This window comes from Sinorhizobium terangae, from assembly GCF_009601505.1.
In the GTDB taxonomy this organism is placed as follows: domain Bacteria; phylum Pseudomonadota; class Alphaproteobacteria; order Rhizobiales; family Rhizobiaceae; genus Sinorhizobium; species Sinorhizobium terangae.
Genome location: NZ_WITC01000121.1, coordinates 20,673 through 37,820, shown reverse-complemented (window position 1 = coordinate 37,820; position 17,148 = coordinate 20,673). Strand labels below are relative to the sequence as shown.

19 protein-coding genes are annotated in these 17,148 nt (G+C 60.8%); 8 read left to right on the top strand and 11 right to left on the bottom strand.

The genetic code is table 11. The annotated features are described in order from the left end of the window. Nucleotide 1: 1 nt before the first annotated feature. Nucleotides 2-1,141: a DUF2336 domain-containing protein gene (locus GHK62_RS28490; protein ID WP_184108809.1), complete on the bottom strand. Its 1,140-nt coding sequence runs from the start codon at nt 1,139-1,141 to the stop codon at nt 2-4. Nucleotides 1,142-1,213: 72 nt separating this feature from the next. Here GHK62_RS28490 and GHK62_RS28485 point away from each other — a divergent pair, with 72 nt between their 5' ends. Continuing rightward, entirely contained in the window at nt 1,214-1,951 is a 738-nt protein-coding gene (locus GHK62_RS28485; RefSeq protein ID WP_153442302.1) for an aldolase/citrate lyase family protein, read from the top strand. A gap of 30 nt (nt 1,952-1,981) precedes the next feature. Here GHK62_RS28485 and GHK62_RS28480 read toward each other — a convergent pair whose 3' ends face one another. Both GHK62_RS28480 and GHK62_RS28475 read right to left on the bottom strand, forming a co-directional pair. After that, on the bottom strand, nt 1,982-2,584 hold the full coding sequence (locus tag GHK62_RS28480) for a flavin reductase family protein (RefSeq protein WP_153442301.1): 603 nt from the start codon (nt 2,582-2,584) through the stop codon (nt 1,982-1,984). After that, nucleotides 2,584-3,168 carry a nitroreductase family protein gene (locus GHK62_RS28475; RefSeq protein ID WP_153442300.1) on the bottom strand — a complete coding sequence of 195 codons (585 nt, stop codon included), beginning with the start codon at nt 3,166-3,168 and terminating at the stop codon, nt 2,584-2,586. The genes GHK62_RS28480 and GHK62_RS28475 overlap by 1 nt, the downstream gene beginning before the upstream one ends. Nucleotides 3,169-3,268: 100 nt before the next feature. Here GHK62_RS28475 and GHK62_RS28470 point away from each other — a divergent pair, with 100 nt between their 5' ends. Then, nucleotides 3,269-4,270, top strand: a complete 1,002-nt coding sequence (locus tag GHK62_RS28470; RefSeq protein WP_153442299.1) for a hypothetical protein — start codon at nt 3,269-3,271, stop codon at nt 4,268-4,270. Nucleotides 4,271-4,421: 151 nt separating this feature from the next. Here GHK62_RS28470 and GHK62_RS28465 read toward each other — a convergent pair whose 3' ends face one another. The 6 genes from GHK62_RS28465 to GHK62_RS28440 form a co-directional block, all read right to left on the bottom strand. Continuing rightward, complete coding sequence (locus GHK62_RS28465; RefSeq protein ID WP_184108825.1) at nt 4,422-5,261, bottom strand: lysophospholipid acyltransferase family protein; 840 nt, start codon at nt 5,259-5,261, stop codon at nt 4,422-4,424. Between the two features lie 101 nt (nt 5,262-5,362). Then, nucleotides 5,363-7,345: a threonine--tRNA ligase gene (thrS, locus tag GHK62_RS28460; protein WP_153442297.1), complete on the bottom strand. Its 1,983-nt coding sequence runs from the start codon at nt 7,343-7,345 to the stop codon at nt 5,363-5,365. 232 nt (nt 7,346-7,577) lie between these two features. After that, a complete protein-coding gene (locus GHK62_RS28455) occupies nt 7,578-8,117 on the bottom strand; it encodes a DUF1697 domain-containing protein (RefSeq protein ID WP_153442296.1) in 540 nt (179 codons plus the stop codon). 4 nt (nt 8,118-8,121) lie between these two features. Then, on the bottom strand, nt 8,122-8,529 hold the full coding sequence (locus GHK62_RS28450; protein ID WP_153442412.1) for a DUF2267 domain-containing protein: 408 nt from the start codon (nt 8,527-8,529) through the stop codon (nt 8,122-8,124). Nucleotides 8,530-8,622: 93 nt separating this feature from the next. Further along, nucleotides 8,623-8,973, bottom strand: coding sequence for a membrane protein insertion efficiency factor YidD (gene yidD / locus GHK62_RS28445; RefSeq protein ID WP_153442295.1), 351 nt, complete (start codon nt 8,971-8,973; stop codon nt 8,623-8,625). 3 nt (nt 8,974-8,976) lie between these two features. Beyond that, nucleotides 8,977-9,423: an iron-sulfur cluster assembly scaffold protein gene (locus GHK62_RS28440; RefSeq protein WP_153442294.1), complete on the bottom strand. Its 447-nt coding sequence runs from the start codon at nt 9,421-9,423 to the stop codon at nt 8,977-8,979. A gap of 340 nt (nt 9,424-9,763) precedes the next feature. Between GHK62_RS28440 and folE the strand changes: the two genes are divergently transcribed. The 3 genes from folE to GHK62_RS28425 all read left to right on the top strand — a co-directional run bounded on the left by folE (nt 9,764) and on the right by GHK62_RS28425 (nt 12,225). Further along, the gene (gene folE, locus GHK62_RS28435; RefSeq protein ID WP_153442293.1) at nt 9,764-10,381 is read left to right on the top strand and encodes a GTP cyclohydrolase I FolE; all 618 of its coding nucleotides are present in this window, start codon (nt 9,764-9,766) and stop codon (nt 10,379-10,381) included. Nucleotides 10,382-10,506: 125 nt separating this feature from the next. Then, nucleotides 10,507-10,959, top strand: coding sequence for a phosphoribosyl-AMP cyclohydrolase (gene hisI, locus GHK62_RS28430; protein WP_153442292.1), 453 nt, complete (start codon nt 10,507-10,509; stop codon nt 10,957-10,959). Between the two features lie 303 nt (nt 10,960-11,262). After that, nucleotides 11,263-12,225, top strand: a complete 963-nt coding sequence (locus tag GHK62_RS28425) for a patatin-like phospholipase family protein (RefSeq protein WP_153442291.1) — start codon at nt 11,263-11,265, stop codon at nt 12,223-12,225. 214 nt (nt 12,226-12,439) lie between these two features. Here the strand turns inward: GHK62_RS28425 and GHK62_RS28420 are convergent, their stop codons facing one another. Continuing rightward, nucleotides 12,440-12,868, bottom strand: a complete 429-nt coding sequence (locus GHK62_RS28420; protein ID WP_153442290.1) for a CBS domain-containing protein — start codon at nt 12,866-12,868, stop codon at nt 12,440-12,442. 471 nt (nt 12,869-13,339) lie between these two features. Further along, nucleotides 13,340-14,071 carry a rhomboid family intramembrane serine protease gene (locus GHK62_RS28415; RefSeq protein WP_153442289.1) on the bottom strand — a complete coding sequence of 244 codons (732 nt, stop codon included), beginning with the start codon at nt 14,069-14,071 and terminating at the stop codon, nt 13,340-13,342. A 343-nt stretch (nt 14,072-14,414) separates the two neighbouring features. On the opposite strand from GHK62_RS28415, the gene GHK62_RS28410 reads away from it, so the two are divergent. From GHK62_RS28410 to GHK62_RS28400, 3 genes are all read left to right on the top strand, one after another. Then, nucleotides 14,415-15,026 carry a PAS domain-containing protein gene (locus tag GHK62_RS28410; RefSeq protein WP_153442288.1) on the top strand — a complete coding sequence of 204 codons (612 nt, stop codon included), beginning with the start codon at nt 14,415-14,417 and terminating at the stop codon, nt 15,024-15,026. 94 nt (nt 15,027-15,120) lie between these two features. After that, nucleotides 15,121-15,729, top strand: coding sequence for a PilZ domain-containing protein (locus GHK62_RS28405; RefSeq protein ID WP_153442287.1), 609 nt, complete (start codon nt 15,121-15,123; stop codon nt 15,727-15,729). A 624-nt stretch (nt 15,730-16,353) separates the two neighbouring features. Next, nucleotides 16,354-16,962: a transglutaminase-like cysteine peptidase gene (locus GHK62_RS28400; protein WP_153442286.1), complete on the top strand. Its 609-nt coding sequence runs from the start codon at nt 16,354-16,356 to the stop codon at nt 16,960-16,962. Nucleotides 16,963-17,148: the final 186 nt, after the last annotated feature.

Below are 17,148 nucleotides of genomic sequence, written 5' to 3'. Positions count from 1 at the left end.
CTCAAGCGGCATGTCGGGCGGCCAGCAGCGCGTAGTTGCGAGCCTTTTGCCGCTGTTCAGCGAAGGCAAGGCGTTCCACGAGCTCGGCCATCGCGCACAAGCCTGCCGAAGGTCTCGACTGCCGGCGAATTAAGGAAAGCAGAGCGGCGGCGACCGATTGCGGTGTGCCGTCCGCGGCTTCGCCCAGGTCCCTTCGCCAGAGAAGCACGGCCTCCGCGAAAGCCTCGCTCACGTCCCTCCCGAGCCCAGCACTTTCGAACAGGGCGCGGATCGGGTGCACGCGGCCGCCTGAAAGGATCGCCCGGACGCGCTTCTCCGCGACACCGGAAAGATCGACGATTGCGGCGGAGAAGAATTCCGTTCTGCCGCTGCAAAGTGCGTGCAGGAGGAAAGCGGGCGTCAAGCGACCTGCCTCGCGCAGATGGGCGGCGAGTTCAGGCAACTCCTTTTGCGAGGCTGCCTCGATGATGACGAGTGCCGCCATGTCGCAGGCCTCTCGGGCAGCGCGCTGCACCCGCCCCTCCCCGATCGCGGCTTGCACGAGTCCGCAAAGCGTGAGCGCGGCGCCGACCTTCTCGACAAGCGCATGGCGGGCCTCGCTCGGCAGGTCGGCGCGTGCCAGCAACCGATCGCGGACGGGCGCTGCATCGCCAAGACGGCTGGCTATCCTCTTCAGCGACCAGCGCGTCAGCATTGCGCCTTCGTTCTCAAGCAGGATCAACGCCTCTTCCTCGCCGCCGATTTCCGCGATAGCCGCAGCGACGGAGCGGGACACGGTGCTGCGCGCCGCGATCAAGGCGCGCGTCTCGGCCGTTCCCCGCGCGGCCAGATCAACGAGGTCTTCATCGGTCAATACCGGTGAGCGGGAAATGGCGACATAGGCAATCTCGGGCTGGTCTTCCGCGAGCGCCACGATTATGGCACGCGGAACCGTGGAGCAGTCGGCAAGCGCCTCGACCAGGGCGTGTCGCACTCTCGGCGAAGGATCATCGAGCAGGAAGGTCATCGCCATTTCGGCGGCGCGCCGGTCGATCCCGTTCGTCCCGGCCTCGATGTAGGCGCGCCCCAGTGCGCTTGCGGCGCGGGCGCGATCGCTCGTTCTCGCCGTTTCCGCCCAGCGAAGAAATGCTTGTATGATCACCTACGCCCCACTAGACACCGAACAGCCCCAATGTTCGAAGCCTAGCGGTCAAAGGTTTAAGATTGGTTCACCATGTCTGTTAACCGCCAGCAAGCCATGAAGCCGCTGCTCTATCTGCCGGCATCCGCACCGCTCCCGGAGGCGGATATCCTCGGTGCAATTCAAGCCATCGTCTTCGACGCAACCGGTGGAGGCGACATGCGGGATATGGCTTCGGAGGCGGCCCCCGCCCGTACGGCCTCGTGGCTCCGCTTCGTCCGCATCGGACCGGTCGAGAACATCACCGAGGCGGACCTCGATGGAGTCCTTGCGTCGAGGATCGACGGTATCGTCCTTGCTGGATGTCGCGGACCCGCCGATGTCCAGAAGCTGGATGTGCAGTTGAAGGTTGCCGAAGCGATCGCCGGCATCGCGGAGGGGAGCCTAGAAATTCTGGCGGAGTATGCAACGCCGGAAAGCGTGTTGTCTCCCAACTCGCTGAAAGGCGTTTCGCCACGCCTCAAGGGGGTCATCTTCAGCGCGGCATTGCTCGCCGAATCCGCCGGCTGCGCCCTGCCCTCCGAGGAAATGGACGCGGCACCGGTGATTGTCGCCGGCCGCGCCGCGGTTGTGCTCAGGGCATGCGAGGCCGGCATTGCCGCCTATGACGTGTTGCCGGGGGACGCCAACGACGAGGCCGTCGTCAGACGATATTGCGCGACGAGTGCGAGGAACGGCTTTTCGGCCGTGGCCGCACAGTCGTCGCGGCAGGTCGCCCTGCTCGATCCCGCCTCGCTGTCGTCTCGGAACTCTGCTGGCGTCGACCGATAGAGCTAGCGCTGCGCGGACAGTGATATGGTTTCAGCGTCGGGGCCGGATCATTTCGAAGACGTCGCCGCCATCGCAGTAGTCCATGTAGCCGAGCCGGGCGAGCGGCCGGACAATCGCTGGGTCAAACCGGCCGTCGCGTATGGCTTCTTCACGGATATGAATGCCCACAACCTCTCCGAAGACGACGTAGCTTTCGGAAGCCACACCATCGAGACCCCTGGGCCGGAATATTTCCGTCATCCTGCATTCGAGCGCCGCGAAAGCCTCGCCGACGAAGGGCGCCTTGACGAGCGTGCCCTCGACCGGCGTCAAGCCTGCGATTCCGAACTCGCTTTCGCCGTGCGGTGCGGCAACCGAAGTCAGATTGACGGCGGCACTCAGGTTGCGGCTCGCAAAGCTCGCTGTGAACTCGCCGGTTTCCTCGATGTTGCGCACGGAATCCTTGTAGGTACTCGAGGAGAACATCACGAGCTTCGGACGGTCGCTGATCGCGTTGAAGAAAGAATAGGGCGCGAGGTTCTGCGAGCCGTCCACGGCCCGAGTGCCGATCCAGCCGATCGGCCGCGGCGAGACGATGGCCTTGAAGGGATCGTGGGGAAGGCCATGCCGGTTCGCGGCCGTGTCGTAGAACATCAGCGTTCCTCTCCGACCCAGGTGACGATATCGGCGAGTTCCGGCCGCGGCCGTTCGGTCGGCGGCACCATGGCCGTGCCGATATGAATGAACCCGGCGACCCTTTCGCCCGGCTCGACACCCAGGAGAGGATAGGCCCTCTCGTCGAAGGCAAACCACTCGGTGAGCCAGTTGGAGGCGTAACCGAGTGCATTGGCGGCCATCAGCAGGTTGAGGCAGACAGCGCCCGCCGACATCACCTGTTCCCATTCCGGGATCTTGAAGTGCGGTGCGGCCTTGCTGACCACAGCGACGACGACCGGAGCACGCGTGAGCCGCGTCTCTTCCACCTTGATCAGGTCCTCGGGCAGATCCGGCCTAGTGGTGAGCGCCATCTTCTTCAGTTCGGCGCTGATACGCGCCCTCTCCTCACCGCGGTAGACGATGAAGCGCCAGGGCGCGAGCTTGCCGTGGTCCGGCACACGCGAAGCGAGCTTCAGCATCTCCTCGACCTCCGCCTTGCTCGGCCCGGGAGGGCCCATCTGGAAGGCGGGGATGGACCTGCGCGAAGCCAGGTAATCGACAAGTTTTATTTCGGTTTTCATATTGCCTGATTTCCACTAATTTGCGGCCGGACCGACAGCCACGAAAATGCCATACCGGCGTCTCAAGTGGAGTCACCCAGTCAGGAAGTCAACTGTTCTCATGCGCGTCCGTCATCGTATTTTTCCGAGTGCCACCCTGGCGATCATGCTCGTCAGTGCCGGTGCTGGACATGCGCTCGCAGAAGACCCGACCGACGCCTTCAAGAGCTTCCCGTCGATTACCGGCACACGCAAAATGCCGAAGCTCACAAGTTTCAACCCGCTGATTTCCGACCCGACCCAGGGAGGTGAAGTCAAGGACGTGAAGCTCGAGGCGTTACTGACCGCGAAAGGGCAGCCGGTCGAGTCAGGCCTGACATGGCGTGTCTTCAGCCCGATTCCCGACAGCGACGGAAAGCTGCCGTTGCTCGCCACCTCCGAGGGCGGCTCGACGGCCTTCAACCTCGTACCTGGCGAATATTTCGTCAATGTCGCATTCGGCCGAGCCGGCGCCACCCGCAAGATCCGCGTTCCCGAGCAAGGCACGCTCGACAAGCAGGTGCTGGTGCTCGACGCCGGCGGCGTGACGCTCAATGCCGTTTCCGGCAGCGATGTCCGCATCCCGCCGAACGAACTCAGTTTTTCGATCTTTTCCTCCGACGTGAAGGAAGACGGAGAGCGGGCTTTGATCATCGCCGACGTCAAGCCCAACACCGTCATCCGGCTCAATGCCGGGACCTATCACGTCGTCTCCGATTACGGCTCGGTCAATGCCGTGATCCGCGCCGACATTCAGGTAGAAAGCGGCAAATTGACCGAAGCGACGATCCAGCATCGCGCAGCGAAGCTGACATTGAAGCTCGTATCGGAGGCGGGCGGCGAAGCGATCGCCGATACGGCCTGGTCGATCCTCACCTCGTCGGGCGACGTCGTCAGCGAAAGCGTCGGCGCGTTTCCGACGCTCGTTCTCGCCGAAGGCGGCTATACCGCCGTGGCGCGCAACAAGGACAAGATCTATCAGCGCGATTTCACCGTGAAGGCCGGCGTCAACACCGATGTTGAAGTGCTGCTGAACGGGAACGACGCCGCCAACACCCCCGCGGACGCGGAAGCGCAAGACTGACGCGAACGGTCGCCTGCTTTTACCTACTGCATGATTCCTTAAATCGGAATCGATTTAAGGATAAAATCATGCAGCAATTCAAAGCGCCACAGCGACCTTTGCGCGTCCGATTGGATGCGCGGCGCTGTAGCGGAAGCCTGCTGATTCGACGTCATCCGGCGCGTCTGAGGAGACGACGACGCGGTGGCGCCATCGAGAACACGGCATCATAGATCCGCGCAAGCAGGTCCTTGCGATTCCCATGGGCGCACAGTTCCTCCCAGGCAAGAACACGGCCGATGCGGGCGGCAATCGTCGTGCCCGACAGCCGCCGGAATTCGCGGATCAGCAATGAAAGCCGGAGTGTCAGCGAAACCCTGCTGGCGAGATGAAAGAGCCGCCCGTTCTGCCCCTCGAAGTAGATCGGAATGACGCTCGCCCGGGCAGCCTGGATCAGTCTCGCCGGAAACATCTTCCACGGCAGGTCCTTGGCTTTGCCGAAACCTCTCTTCGCCGTCGCAACGCCGCCGGCGGGGAAAACGACGATGGTGACCCCCTCCTTCAACAGCCGCACCGCCTCGTGCCGCGTCGCCATGTTGAGCGCCAACGCCTCCTTGGTCTCCTCGAACGATACGGGGAGCGAATAGGGTCCCATCTCGGGCACCTTGAGGAGTTCGTTGTGGATCAACACCCGGAACGGACGCCCGAGTTGTTCGGCCAGAGAAAGAACGGCAATGCCATCGCCGATGCCAAAGGGATGATTGGCGACAATGACGAGCGGCGTGTCGGGCAAACCGTGCGGCGGCCATTCTCCCTGGACGCGCATGCGCACGTCGATCAACTGCAGCATGTCGCCAAAGACACGATCGCTCTTGCCGACGCTATCGGCGCGCCAGCGCGCATAGAGCCTGGCGTAGCGGTTGCGACCGGACAGGCCCTCGACGGAGCGAATGAACCAGCGCTTCAGGCGCGGATCATTCTCATTCGCATACGACAATTCTTTGAATTGCACAGAAAACCGCTTCGCGCTTGCCCGCCCATGCTGGGCGGTGCCTTTCATCGGCATAATCCCGGAACATTACAGTTTTCTGACAGGACAAAGGTCCCGGGGCGTTAGCCCCGGGCTTTCCTTTCCGCCTTGCGCTTGAGATCCGGGGCCATCGCTTCCGCCGAAAGCGATTCGATCGCTTCGTCGAGCGACATCGCGGTCTGCGCCTGCGAACCGAGGCGTCGGATGTTGACCGAACGCTCTTCCGCCTCGCGCTTGCCGCAGACGACGATCACCGGCACTTTCGTCACCGAATGCTCGCGGACCTTGTAGTTGATCTTCTCGTTGCGGAAGTCCGTTTCCACGGTAAGCCCCGCCTCACGCAGAAGCGCTGCAACCTCGCGGCCATAGTCGTCGGCTTCGGACGTGATCGTGGCGACCACCACCTGCAGCGGCGAGATCCAGAGCGGCATGTGGCCGGCGAAGTTCTCGATCAGGATGCCGAGGAATCGCTCCATCGAGCCGCAAATGGCCCGGTGGATCATGACCGGCTGGCGCTTTTCCGAATCCTTGTCGATGTAGAAGGCACCGAACCGCTCCGGCAGGTTGAAGTCGACCTGAGTCGTGCCGCACTGCCATTCACGGCCGATGGCGTCTTTCAGCGTGTATTCGAACTTCGGACCGTAGAACGCGCCCTCGCCCGGCAGGATGCCGGTCTTGATGCGGCCCTCGGACTGCGCCTCGATCGTTTTCAGCACATCCGTCATCACAGCCTCGGCACGATCCCATAGGGCATCGGAGCCGACGCGCTTGTCCGGTCGCGTCGACAGCTTGACGACAATTTCCTTGAAGCCAAAGTCCTCGTAGACCGACAGGATGAGGTCGTTGATACGCAGGCATTCGGCCGCCATCTGCTCGTCCGTGCAGAAGACATGCGCATCATCCTGCGTGAAGCCGCGCACGCGCATCAGACCGTGAAGCGCGCCCGACGGCTCGTAACGGTGGACGTTGCCGAACTCGGCGAGCCGGACCGGCAATTCGCGGTAGGACTTCAGGCCGTGCTTGAAGATCTGGATGTGGCCCGGGCAATTCATTGGCTTCAAGGCAAAGACGCGGTCATCGTCTGTCTCGTCGCCGGCAACCGTCACCTTGAACATATTGTCACGATACCAGCCCCAGTGGCCCGACGTCTCCCACAGCGACTTGTCCAGTACCTGCGGCGCGTTGACTTCCTGATAGGTGTTGGCCAGTCGGCGGCGCATATAGGCGACCAGCGTCTGGAACATGCGCCAACCCTTGCCGTGCCAGAAGACGACGCCGGGGCCCTCCTCCTGGAAATGGAAGAGATCCATCTCGCGGCCGAGGCGGCGATGGTCGCGCTTTTCGGCTTCGGCAAGCACGTGCAGGTATTGATCCAGCTCTTCCTGCGTCTGCCATGCGGTGCCGTAGATGCGTGTCAGCATCGGATTGTTGCTGTCGCCGCGCCAATAGGCGCCGGCCACCTTCATGAGCTTGAAAGCCGTGCCGATCTGGCCCGTTGAGGCCATGTGCGGTCCGCGGCAAAGGTCGAACCAGTCGCCCTGGTAGTAGATCTTGAGGTCCTGGCCTTCGGGAATCGCGTCGACGAGCTCGACCTTGTAGTTCTCGCCCTTGGCGGCAAAGACCTCCTTCGCCTTCTCGCGCGACCAGATCTCCTTGGTGAAAGGTTTGTTGCGCGCGATGATCTCCTTCATCTTCTTCTCGATGACGGGCAGGTCATCGGGCGTGAAGGGCTCGTTCTTGGCGAAGTCGTAATAGAAGCCGTTGTCGATGACAGGACCGATGGTCACCTGCGTTCCCGGCCACAGTTCCTGCACCGCCTCCGCCATGACGTGGGCGGCGTCGTGACGAATGAGCTCGAGCGAGCGCTTGTCTTCGCGCGTGACGATCTCGATGCGGCCATCGATCACGGCGTCTGAAAGGTCGCGCAGCTCACCATCGAGCGCGATCGCGACAGCCTTCTTGGCGAGCGACTTGGAAATCGACTCGGCCACATCGCGACCGGTCGTGCCAACAGCGAATTCGCGAACAGAGCCATCAGGAAATGTGAGGGAAACGGTATGCGACATCATGATCTCCTATCCAGTCCCGCCAACGAATGCGGGTGGTATGGTTGCCGGCCCCTGCATGACTGCAGCGCCGATTATCGACGCGCGCCTGATAAATGTTTTTGACTGTCGAGTAAAGGAGCGGCCTACAGCGCCGCGCGGCCTATCAGACGCGCAAAGGACGCTGTAGCACTTTGAAGTGCTGCATGCTTTTGTCCTTAAATCGGCTACGATCTAAGGAAGCATGCAGCGGTCAACCGGACAGCATGTCGCGCAGACCACGCACCGTATTCCAGTTGCGGAACGTGCCGACGCCCAACCGTTTGGTGGTGAGGACGCCAAGCAGCTTCGATTCGCTGGCTTTTCCGGCAAAATCCACCCAGAGGTCACCACCGACGACCTCCATGCGCTCACCCCGCGTACAATGGCCGCGGAACATTTCGGGCACTTCAGGGTGAAGCGGTGAGCGCATCACGCGAACATGGACACGCGTTGGATCGGCCTCGCTTTCGGCGGGAAACGGGTTGCCTGCGGCAAGCTTCCGCCAATCCTCCCCGCACCGCGCGATAATGTCGATGTGGCGACCAAACGTCACTGCAAATGCCGATTCCATTTCGGCCTCGATGTCAGCAAGGGGCTGTGCGGGCGCGTCGAAAACGACATTGCCGGTGGCGACGAGGGTGCGTGGCGCATGATAGCCGACGCGCTCGGCCATGGCCCGCAAGTCGGCCATCACGACACGCCGCTTGTCCCCAAGTATAATGCTGTATAGCAACGCGACATAAGTCTTCATCCGGTCACGCCCGCCAGAAGTCGGTCGCGCCTGCGGGCAGTCGCGCCAGCACGCGATCCAGTGTCGCTTCGTCAACGTTCCGACGCAACGCCGCCGCAACATCAGCGATTGCGGTATCAGGGGACAGGTTGTGGTCCGGACGGAGCGATTGCACCTCGCGCGTCATCGCAAAGCGACCGGCGAAAGGCATCTGCGGCTCTTCCAGATCCCAGTCGGCGACAAAGATCGCGCGAAGCACCGGTGGCAGAACATTTGCGAAAAGCAGGGCGTCGGGAACATCGAGGCGCCGGCGGAAAGTCTGCAGGACCGCCTGCACCATGGTGTAGGCCTGATTGGTGGTTTGAAGACCGGCGATCTCGCGCACGTCCAGAATAAACCGGTCGAAATCGGCAGAGGCCTGTCGGTATTCCATCGGTATCGTCACGGCAGGCGGGCCTCCCTTCGATTCCAATGTGTTAGAGCGGGATGCGAGCGGAAAACCGCACACACGTTTCCTCATCCTGCGCTAGCGCCAATAGCGCCATGGTGCATACCAGATCTGGCGTGATGCCAGCTCTTCCGGCACCGGATCGAAGCCGTGGGTCCCGCCCGGGCCGCATCGCGCCACGCGAAAGAGCGTCATCCAACCGCCGGCCCAGAGACCATGGCGAGCAACCGCCTCGAATCCGTATTCCGAGCAGGTCGGCAGATGCCGGCAGGAGTTGCCTACGAAACTTGACAGCGTCAGCTGATAGGCGCGAATAAGGGCCATGCCGAAGAGCCGCCCCGGCGTCTTGCGAAACGGGCCGGACCAGTTCCGCCCCTTGGTGCGAACCGTCGGGCGGAGGGCATGATCATGGTGAGGCTCAGCGCACATTCTTCAGACCGCGGCGGCAAGCCGCCTTGCTTCGATCTGGCCTATGGCGTCGACCACCGCATCGAAGGTGAGCATGGTCGAGGCATGGCGCGCCTTGTAGTCCCGAACGGGCCTCAGGAACCGCATGTCCTCGAAGCGGCCAGACGGGCCTTCGCCATCGGCCTTCAGCATGGCCAGCATCTCCTCACGGGCTCTTCGGATTTCACCGGCGTTCGCGCCGATGACATGGCGCGCCATGATCGAGGACGAAGCCTGCCCAAGGGCGCATGCCTTGACGTCATGGGCAAAGTCGGTCACGACGTCGCCCTCCATCTTCAGCCAGATCCTTACTTTCGAGCCGCACAGCTTCGAATGTGCCGCCGCTTCGGCGTCAGCGTCCGCCAACATCCCGATGCGAGGGATGTTGCCAGCAAACTCGAGAATTCTGTTGTTGTAGATGTCATCCATCATTTGACGCGATCCGGCTCATTTTTCGCGGTTTTGGGTAATTGGCGCATGATTTTCTCCGGTACACAGGAAAAAAGCACCGCACTGCACATTCGGCCTCTTTCATCCATGTGGCACCATACTATATGCTATGTCGTGTTGGGGCGACAGTTCCGCAAGGGAGCATCAAGTCGCCTGTTGTTTGGGAAACCGTGCCGGACGGTCCAGTGCACTGCTAAGCCAGGACCCGAAAGCCCCGGAGCCCGCCAACGGAACCCAAGCCTGCAGGGTTAGGCGAATGGCCAGTGGCGAGTTGTCCGAAAGATAAAACGTCAGCAATCCCGTATTGCTTAAAGGGGCCATTATGGACGCCATAGTGAAGAATTTTCCTTTGCTCGACGATACGAGCGGCCGACCGACGCAGAAGGAGGCCGAGGAAGCCGTTCGCGTACTGCTCAGGTGGGCGGGCGACGATCCGGAACGCGAGGGTCTTAAAGACACGCCTGCGCGTGTCGTCAAGGCCTACAAGGAACTGTTCGGCGGCTACGAGCTCGCAGCAGAAGATGTACTCGGACGAACCTTCGAGGAAGTCGCCGGCTATGACGACATGGTGCTGGTGAAGGATATTCCGTTCTTCTCCCACTGCGAGCATCACATGGTGCCGATCATCGGCAAGGCGCATGTCGCCTACATGCCGAATGGCCGCGTGCTTGGCCTTTCCAAGATCGCCCGTGTGGTCGACATCTATGCACGCCGTTTGCAGACGCAGGAGACGATGACGGCACAGATCGCCAAGGCCATTGACGAGACGCTCGCACCGCGTGGCGTTGCCGTCATGATCGAGGCGGAGCATATGTGCATGGCGATGCGCGGTGTTCAGAAGCAGGGCTCGACAACGCTGACGACGACATTCACCGGTAGTTTCCAGGCTGACCCGGCCGAACAGGCTCGTTTCATGACTATGCTCAGGGGCTTCAAGTAAGCCCCGCTGCATGTTTCCTTAATTGTAGCCGGTCTAGGGATAAAAACATGCAGCAATTCAAAGTGCTGCAGCGCCCTTTGTGCATCTGACAGGACGCACGGCGCTGTAGCCAAGGAGCTTGAATTATGACGCTCACCTTCGATCCCCCCTCGGAGGACAAGGCCGCGCTGGAGACCGGGCCGGCCTTTACCCCGCGCTTCGACGAGAAGGGACTCGTTACCGCCGTCGTCACCGATGCGCGCGACGGGGAGTTGCTGATGGTCGCGCATATGAACGCCGAGGCGCTCGCGCTGACTATCGAAACCGGCATTGCGCACTACTACAGCCGCTCGCGCCAGGGCCTGTGGAAGAAAGGGGAGAGTTCGGGCAACCTGCAGACCGTCCAGGAAATACGGACCGATTGCGATCAGGACGCCATTTGGCTGAAAGTATCGGTCGCCGGCCATGACGCCACTTGCCACACGGGCCGCCGCTCTTGCTTCTACCGCACGGTCGGCGTCGAAGAGGGCAAGGCCACGGTGGCGATCACGGACGACCACCGGCATTTTGATCCGGCAACGGTTTACAGCAAAAATTAAGTATCTGCGTTTTCTTGGTTCACCCGCGTGCTATATTTATTTTTTAGCAACCAAACGGGCGCCTAATCATTATTCATGAAGATGGTTACCGTCGAAACTGCGGCGAAGCGAAAAGTGTTGCAGGCTGTATAGAATGTTTATCGCGTCCGCCAAAATTGACGGCGGGAACGGTGGTATATCTCAATTGGGGTGCCAGTCTTTCAGCAATGAATTCGAACAAGACGGCACCATCGCCGGCTTGGCAGGGACCTCCTACCAGACGCGCGCACTTAGTAGTCTATTCGGCGATGTTGGAGGTGCCGGATGTTGAACTGGACATTCACGCGTAGCAACCAGATTAGCGATCTATCCGAGCCGGATGGTTCTTCGCTTACAACTGCTCCTCCAGCACCGGTCCCCCACCCCCCGAAACCGAAGATTGCCATAGCCTTGGGTGGTGGCGCAGCGCGCGGCTGGGCGCATATCGGCGTTCTGCGCGCGCTCGATGAAGATGGTATCGAAGTTGGCATGATTGCCGGCACGTCGATCGGCGCCCTCGTTGGCGGCTGCTATCTCGCCGGCAAACTGGACGAATTGGAGACCTTCGCCCGTTCTCTCACCGTGCGGCGCATTGCCGGCCTGCTCGATTTTGCAATCGGCGGCGGCGGTCTGTTCGGCGGCCTGCGACTGACCAAACGCATGCAGGAGCACCTGAAAGGCCTCAATATCGAAGAACTCGATCGCCCCTTCATTGCGGTTGCAACCGAAGTTCACAGCGGCCATGAGGTCTGGATCGAGAAAGGTTCGCTTATAACCGCGATCCGCGCGTCCTATGCGCTCCCTGGCATCTTCGAGCCGATAAGCGCCAATGGCCGGATCCTCGTCGATGGCGCTTTGGTCAACCCGGTTCCGGTTTCGGTTTGCCGCGCTTACGAGCAGCAACTCGTCGTCGCGGTCAACCTCAACTACGACCTCTATGGACGCTCGGCCGTCGTCAAGCACAATGCCGGCATGGAAGCCGTGGATGCGCCGATCAAGGACAGTACGCATTACTCAGCACGCCTCGGCATGACCAGCGTCATGGTTCAGGCCTTCAACATTATCCAGGATCGCATCTCGCGCGCCCGGCTTGCTGGCGATCCGCCGGATCTCGCCCTCCATCCAAAGCTCAACGACATTGGTCTTTCGGAATTTCATCGCGCCGGCGAGGCGATCGACCGTGGCTATTACGAAGCGAAGGCGAAGCTCGCGGAAATCCGACGCATGCAGGAAGTCCTGGTACGCTAACCCCCCACAGCGCCGTGCGTCCTTTAGGACGCACAAAGGACGCTGCAACTCTTTGAGTCTACGCATCGTGCTTTCCGAAAATCGGGTCCGATTTTCGGGCCGATGCGCTAGCGTGGAGGCCGCCTATTCAAGGATAGGGACCAAACGTGAGCGCATGACAAGGTGCGCACGTCAAAGGCGCGTGCGGAGGGCCGCATCGCCACGCCCTTTCCCTTCAACCTGCAATATAAGCCTTGATCTGTTCGGTCTCGTGCTCCATTGCGCGGATATGGTGCTTCACCACGTCACCGATGGAAACGATGCCGGCCAGGCGACCTTCCTTTTCCACCGGCAGGTGGCGTGCGCGCAGCTTACTCATCATTTCCATCAGCGCAGCAATGGACATTTCCTCGCGGCAGCAATAGACGTTCTGCCACATGACGGAGGAAACCGAGCTGTCGAGACATGCGGCCCCGTATTTGGCGATCGCAGCCACGACATCGCGCTCCGTGAGAATGCCGACGATATGATCGTCCGGATCGACAACGACGACCGCCCCGATACGATTGCCATGTAGAATGGTCGCGGCCTGATGAACTGTCACGTCCGGCGTGACAGTCACGACGTTGTGGCCTTTTTCGTTGAGAATCGCTCTTACTGACATCCACACATCTCCCGTTACACCACGCCGGGCCGGAGGGAAGAGGTTCTGGCCGTCTCTTGTGCTTGCAGCGCCGAACGTCACTTTGGATGCTTGATGGTCGCCGTAACACCCCGAGCCTCTGCACAATCAAATATCTGTGCAGAGTTGCCGCAGGAACCCGCCCCAATTCCGATGCCGATCATTGGCCTTCGCGCCTCTCCCGCACGAAACCAGGCCGACACCCAGCCTTGCACGCTCGCCCTCTCTCCAGCGCCGCATGTCCAAAGGACGCTGTGGTACTTTAGGCGACAGTAGGGAATGGTGCTCCAGCGACCTGGGGAAATCAAGCCTTGTCGCCCGAGCGGCCGGATCCCGCAGACATCACATTTGTGAATCCAGGTTGAAACAATTCGGGATCACAAATGTCATCGTTTCTCGTGGGTTAAGGACCGACATCGTTGGGATACCGATCTCCATTCCCCCGGTTCTGAGCTAGTCGCGCGGGTCGAAGAGCCCGAACAGGAGAAAGCCGAAGAGGAAACCGCCGATATGTGCTTCCCAGGCGACGCTTCCCGCGCCGCCAACGGAGAACATGCCGAGCCCGACCAGAAAATTGGTCAGGAACCAGATGCCGGTGAAGACCAGCACCGAGCGATTGGCAAGCGTTTCTGTTAGCGAAAGCCGCCGGTTGAGATGGGCGAACTGACGGCTGATGCGGCCGCTTGGCGAGAAGACGAAGCGCGCGGCGGCCCCCATGAAACCGGATACAACCCCCGAGGCGCCGACCACGACGACGATTTCCCCCCAATGAAAAGCCGTGTGCAAGGCAACGGCGGCGGCGGCCGACAGGCACCAGAACACGGCCAGACGCGCCATGCCGATGCGCCGCACGACCGGCGCCCCGAAAGCAACCATCCAGAAGATGTTGAAGATGAGGTGATCCCAACTGCCGTGCAGAAACGAATAGGTGACCGGGGTCCAGAGCCAAACGAGTCCTTGTTCCGAAAGCGGGAGGGTGTAACGAACCGGCAGGAAGGCGAAATTCAGAATGAGCTCCTGATCGGCGGCCTCCGAGAGGAGATAGGTTCTCACCGCGTGTACGGCGATGAGGAACAAGAGGATGCCGGTTAGCCCCGCCGGCAGATTGAAGGCGGGTTCGCGGACGCGGACCGTTTCGCTCTCGGTATCCGTTTCCGCTGGTGTCGCTGCCTGATCTCGTTCCATGCCTGCTCTCTTCCATCGCTGCTGCGCGTTCGCGATCAGGTTTTACGGAGGTACCGCCACCGGATAGCGCGAAGGCATAAGCAAACAAAAAAAGACCGTCCAGTAAAAACTGAACGGCCGGTGAGCCCCTTATACCGAGCTCCAATTGCGTGCTGAAGGCAAACCTTCGTGAAGTGATGTCATTTCAGTGCCAGCAGGCGACGCGGAACGCAATCGAAACCGTTTGTTAACCTTAATATCGGCGTGGCACGAAAATCGCACCGCAATTCCTGAAATCGAAGGAGCGGCACCGCTGTGCCAATTAGGAGCAGCGAGAGCCGGATCGACGGAATGAATAAGCATCATGCGCAGCAAAACGACGATAGAGCTGTTCCGATATTGGAACACGTTGCGGGGTGAGCGGGACCTCCCCCGCCGCGACGAGATAGAACCGCAAGAGATTTGCGCGCTGCTGCCGAACCTGTTCATCCTCGAACGGCAGCCAGGCGGCGACATCCGCTTCCGGCTCGCCGGCACCCATGTCTGCGCTCTTTTCGGTCGCGAGTTGCGCGGCCAGCCATTTGGCACATTGTGGCCAGCCAGCGAAGCGAGCGAAGCCGTTCGGATCGCCGATCGGGTGATGACGCAACGCTCGCTCGCCGCCCTTTCCGCCTGCGGCCTGACGGCAGGCGGCGAACGGCTGGAGACCGAGTTGCTGCTGACGCCGCTCGGGTCGCCGCAGGGCGACAGCGACCGTATCCTCGGTTCGCTGGCGCCGCTGTCTCGGCCTTCATGGCTGCATATGACGCCGCTTGAATGCCTTGTCCCGCAAGGCCTGCAAATTCTCGACAGCGGGCGCGGCGGTCGCTTGGAGATGGCTGAGGCTTCCCATGCTGTCAGTGCCCCAACACACCGTGAAGAAAACGGCCGCAAGGTCCAGCATCTGCGCATCTTCGAGGGCGGGCGTGAACGCTGAGCCGCGAAAAGGTAGCCCATCGCTGGGCCAACCTTCTATTAACCGAGACCGCCTATAATTTCACAGGCAAGGATACTTCGATCGCAGAGTGACCATGTTCTCGTTTCAGCACGCACAAAAGACCGGCCCGAAGCCGCACCAGGAAAGTGCCTTTCAGCGCGTTTCGGTAAATCTTTCGGGACGACTGATGCTTGCCAATCGCGATGAATTTGATTGCACCGCAGTCGACATGTCGCCCGGCGACGTGGTGTTTTCCTCGCCCGCCCGCCCACGCGCCGGCGAGCGGATCGTCGCCTATATCGAGCACGTCGGACGACTCGAGGGCACCGTGTCGCGACTCGCGGATCACGCTTTCGTCATCCAGCTCAACGCCACCGAGCGAAAGCGCGAGAAGCTGGCGGCGCAGTTGACATGGATCGCCAACAAGCACGAGCTCGGCCTGCCGGAGGATCGGCGCCATGACCGCCTCCTCCCGCGCAAGGCCCTGACCGAACTCACGCTGGGCACGGGCGAAAAATACGCTTGCCGCATCATTGACCTCTCCCTCTCGGGCGCCGCGATCGACATCGAAACCCGGCCCTCGATCGGCACCCCCGTCAAGCTCGGCAACATGAAGGGCAGGATCGTTCGGCACTTCCAGGAAGGTGTAGCGGTCGAATTCTCCGGCATCCAGTCTCGCGAGGCACTGGCCGAATTCCTTTGAGTCATCCGCGGTAAACCTGTCGGACGCTCGACGCAGCGAATGCCTCTGACAGTTATCCCGTGTTTCGACCCCGCCGCCACATGCACCACGACGGCGAACGCCCGATGATGACGTTCGCGGCGACCAAGGCACCTCCTTGTCGGCGCCCCCGTGGGGTCACTTGCATCGTACACGAGCCATCCTGGACACGATGAGCCGACGTGGAACACGACGTCCCTCGTGTGACGGTCGAGCGTTTCTCAAATATTTTTTCGGAAAAATTTGCCGCGTATTGCCCGTCCGGGCTGAGAATTGGGCGCAAGCCCCGGTTTTAACAGTCTCTTTCCGCGACTTCAGACACCGCAACATATCCAAGCAGTTGGCACAATCGCCTCGGCCACGAGTTGGCCCTTCTCCTCTAATTACCCTTGTTTTTCAGCAGGATGGCAAATCTTGAGCAGCACCAATCGACTCCCCGCAGATGGAAGCTTCATTAAAATTTGAATCAATATTTATTCTTATTTGATTGGCTTTTTATTCTTATTTTCTGCGCATACTATTCTTATTTGTACTTGTTTTTACCTCGCTTCTTCGCCGCGGATAAAAAACTCTGTGCCATTGTCGAACCATAACGGGGAGACAACAATGCACAGAGCCATCACCAAGACGATTGCGGTCGCGGCCCTTTTCGTCGGCTTCCTGACCGAGGCAGCCCTCGCCCTTCCGGCGAACATCACGGTGGGCGGCACAACCAATCCGCCGATCGGTCACTACGAGTTTTGCAAGCACAATCCGTCCGAATGCACCGCCAATGGAACCGATGGTGGCCCGATGGTGCTGACCCGCGAGAGCTGGCAGAAAATTCTCGAGGTCAATTATGAGGTCAACCAGGCGGTGACCCCGATGACCGACATGGAAATCCATGGCGTCGAAGAAGAATGGTCCTATCCGGACACCGTCGGCGACTGTGAGGACTATGTGCTCCTCAAGCGCCGCAAGCTGATCGAGAGCGGCCTTTCTCCCGCCGATCTGCTGATCACCGTCGTGCTGCAGCCAAATGGCGACGGCCATGCGGTTCTTACCGTACGCACCGACCGCGGCGACTTCATCCTCGACAACATGCGCAGCAAGGTGCTTCGCTGGTCGGAGACCGAGTACACCTTCCTGAAGCGGCAGTCTTCCGAGAATGCCGGACGCTGGGTGAAACTGCAGGACGGCCGCGCCGTGGCAGTCGGCAGCGTCAAGACACAATAAAGGCGCTCTGCCGGGCTGCCATCCACTGATGACATCTGTCGGGCTTCGGTCAATTCCGCGTTCCCCGTGTCGACCAGGCCCCTACAGCGCCGCGCGTCCAATTGGACGCGCAAGGGTCGCCGTAGCACTTTGAATTGCCGCATGATTTTGTCCTCACATCGCTTCCGATCTAGGGAATCATGCAGT

What these genes read in the sequence shown, in the direction of transcription:
- hisI (WP_153442292.1), top strand. Translation starts at nt 10,507, where the DNA reads ATGACGCTCACCTTCGATCCCCCCTCGGAGGACAAGGCCGCGCTGGAG.
- folE (WP_153442293.1), top strand. Translation starts at nt 9,764, where the DNA reads ATGGACGCCATAGTGAAGAATTTTCCTTTGCTCGACGATACGAGCGGC.
- GHK62_RS28400 (WP_153442286.1), top strand. Translation starts at nt 16,354, where the DNA reads ATGCACAGAGCCATCACCAAGACGATTGCGGTCGCGGCCCTTTTCGTC.
- GHK62_RS28450 (WP_153442412.1), bottom strand. Translation starts at nt 8,529, where the DNA reads ATGGAATACCGACAGGCCTCTGCCGATTTCGACCGGTTTATTCTGGAC.
- GHK62_RS28420 (WP_153442290.1), bottom strand. Translation starts at nt 12,868, where the DNA reads ATGTCAGTAAGAGCGATTCTCAACGAAAAAGGCCACAACGTCGTGACT.
- GHK62_RS28475 (WP_153442300.1), bottom strand. Translation starts at nt 3,168, where the DNA reads ATGAAAACCGAAATAAAACTTGTCGATTACCTGGCTTCGCGCAGGTCC.
- GHK62_RS28415 (WP_153442289.1), bottom strand. Translation starts at nt 14,071, where the DNA reads ATGGAACGAGATCAGGCAGCGACACCAGCGGAAACGGATACCGAGAGC.
- GHK62_RS28440 (WP_153442294.1), bottom strand. Translation starts at nt 9,423, where the DNA reads ATGATGGATGACATCTACAACAACAGAATTCTCGAGTTTGCTGGCAAC.
- yidD (WP_153442295.1), bottom strand. Translation starts at nt 8,973, where the DNA reads ATGTGCGCTGAGCCTCACCATGATCATGCCCTCCGCCCGACGGTTCGC.
- GHK62_RS28480 (WP_153442301.1), bottom strand. Translation starts at nt 2,584, where the DNA reads ATGTTCTACGACACGGCCGCGAACCGGCATGGCCTTCCCCACGATCCC.
- GHK62_RS28405 (WP_153442287.1), top strand. Translation starts at nt 15,121, where the DNA reads ATGTTCTCGTTTCAGCACGCACAAAAGACCGGCCCGAAGCCGCACCAG.
- GHK62_RS28470 (WP_153442299.1), top strand. Translation starts at nt 3,269, where the DNA reads ATGCGCGTCCGTCATCGTATTTTTCCGAGTGCCACCCTGGCGATCATG.
- GHK62_RS28455 (WP_153442296.1), bottom strand. Translation starts at nt 8,117, where the DNA reads ATGAAGACTTATGTCGCGTTGCTATACAGCATTATACTTGGGGACAAG.
- thrS (WP_153442297.1), bottom strand. Translation starts at nt 7,345, where the DNA reads ATGTCGCATACCGTTTCCCTCACATTTCCTGATGGCTCTGTTCGCGAA.
- GHK62_RS28425 (WP_153442291.1), top strand. Translation starts at nt 11,263, where the DNA reads ATGTTGAACTGGACATTCACGCGTAGCAACCAGATTAGCGATCTATCC.
- GHK62_RS28410 (WP_153442288.1), top strand. Translation starts at nt 14,415, where the DNA reads ATGCGCAGCAAAACGACGATAGAGCTGTTCCGATATTGGAACACGTTG.
- GHK62_RS28485 (WP_153442302.1), top strand. Translation starts at nt 1,214, where the DNA reads ATGTCTGTTAACCGCCAGCAAGCCATGAAGCCGCTGCTCTATCTGCCG.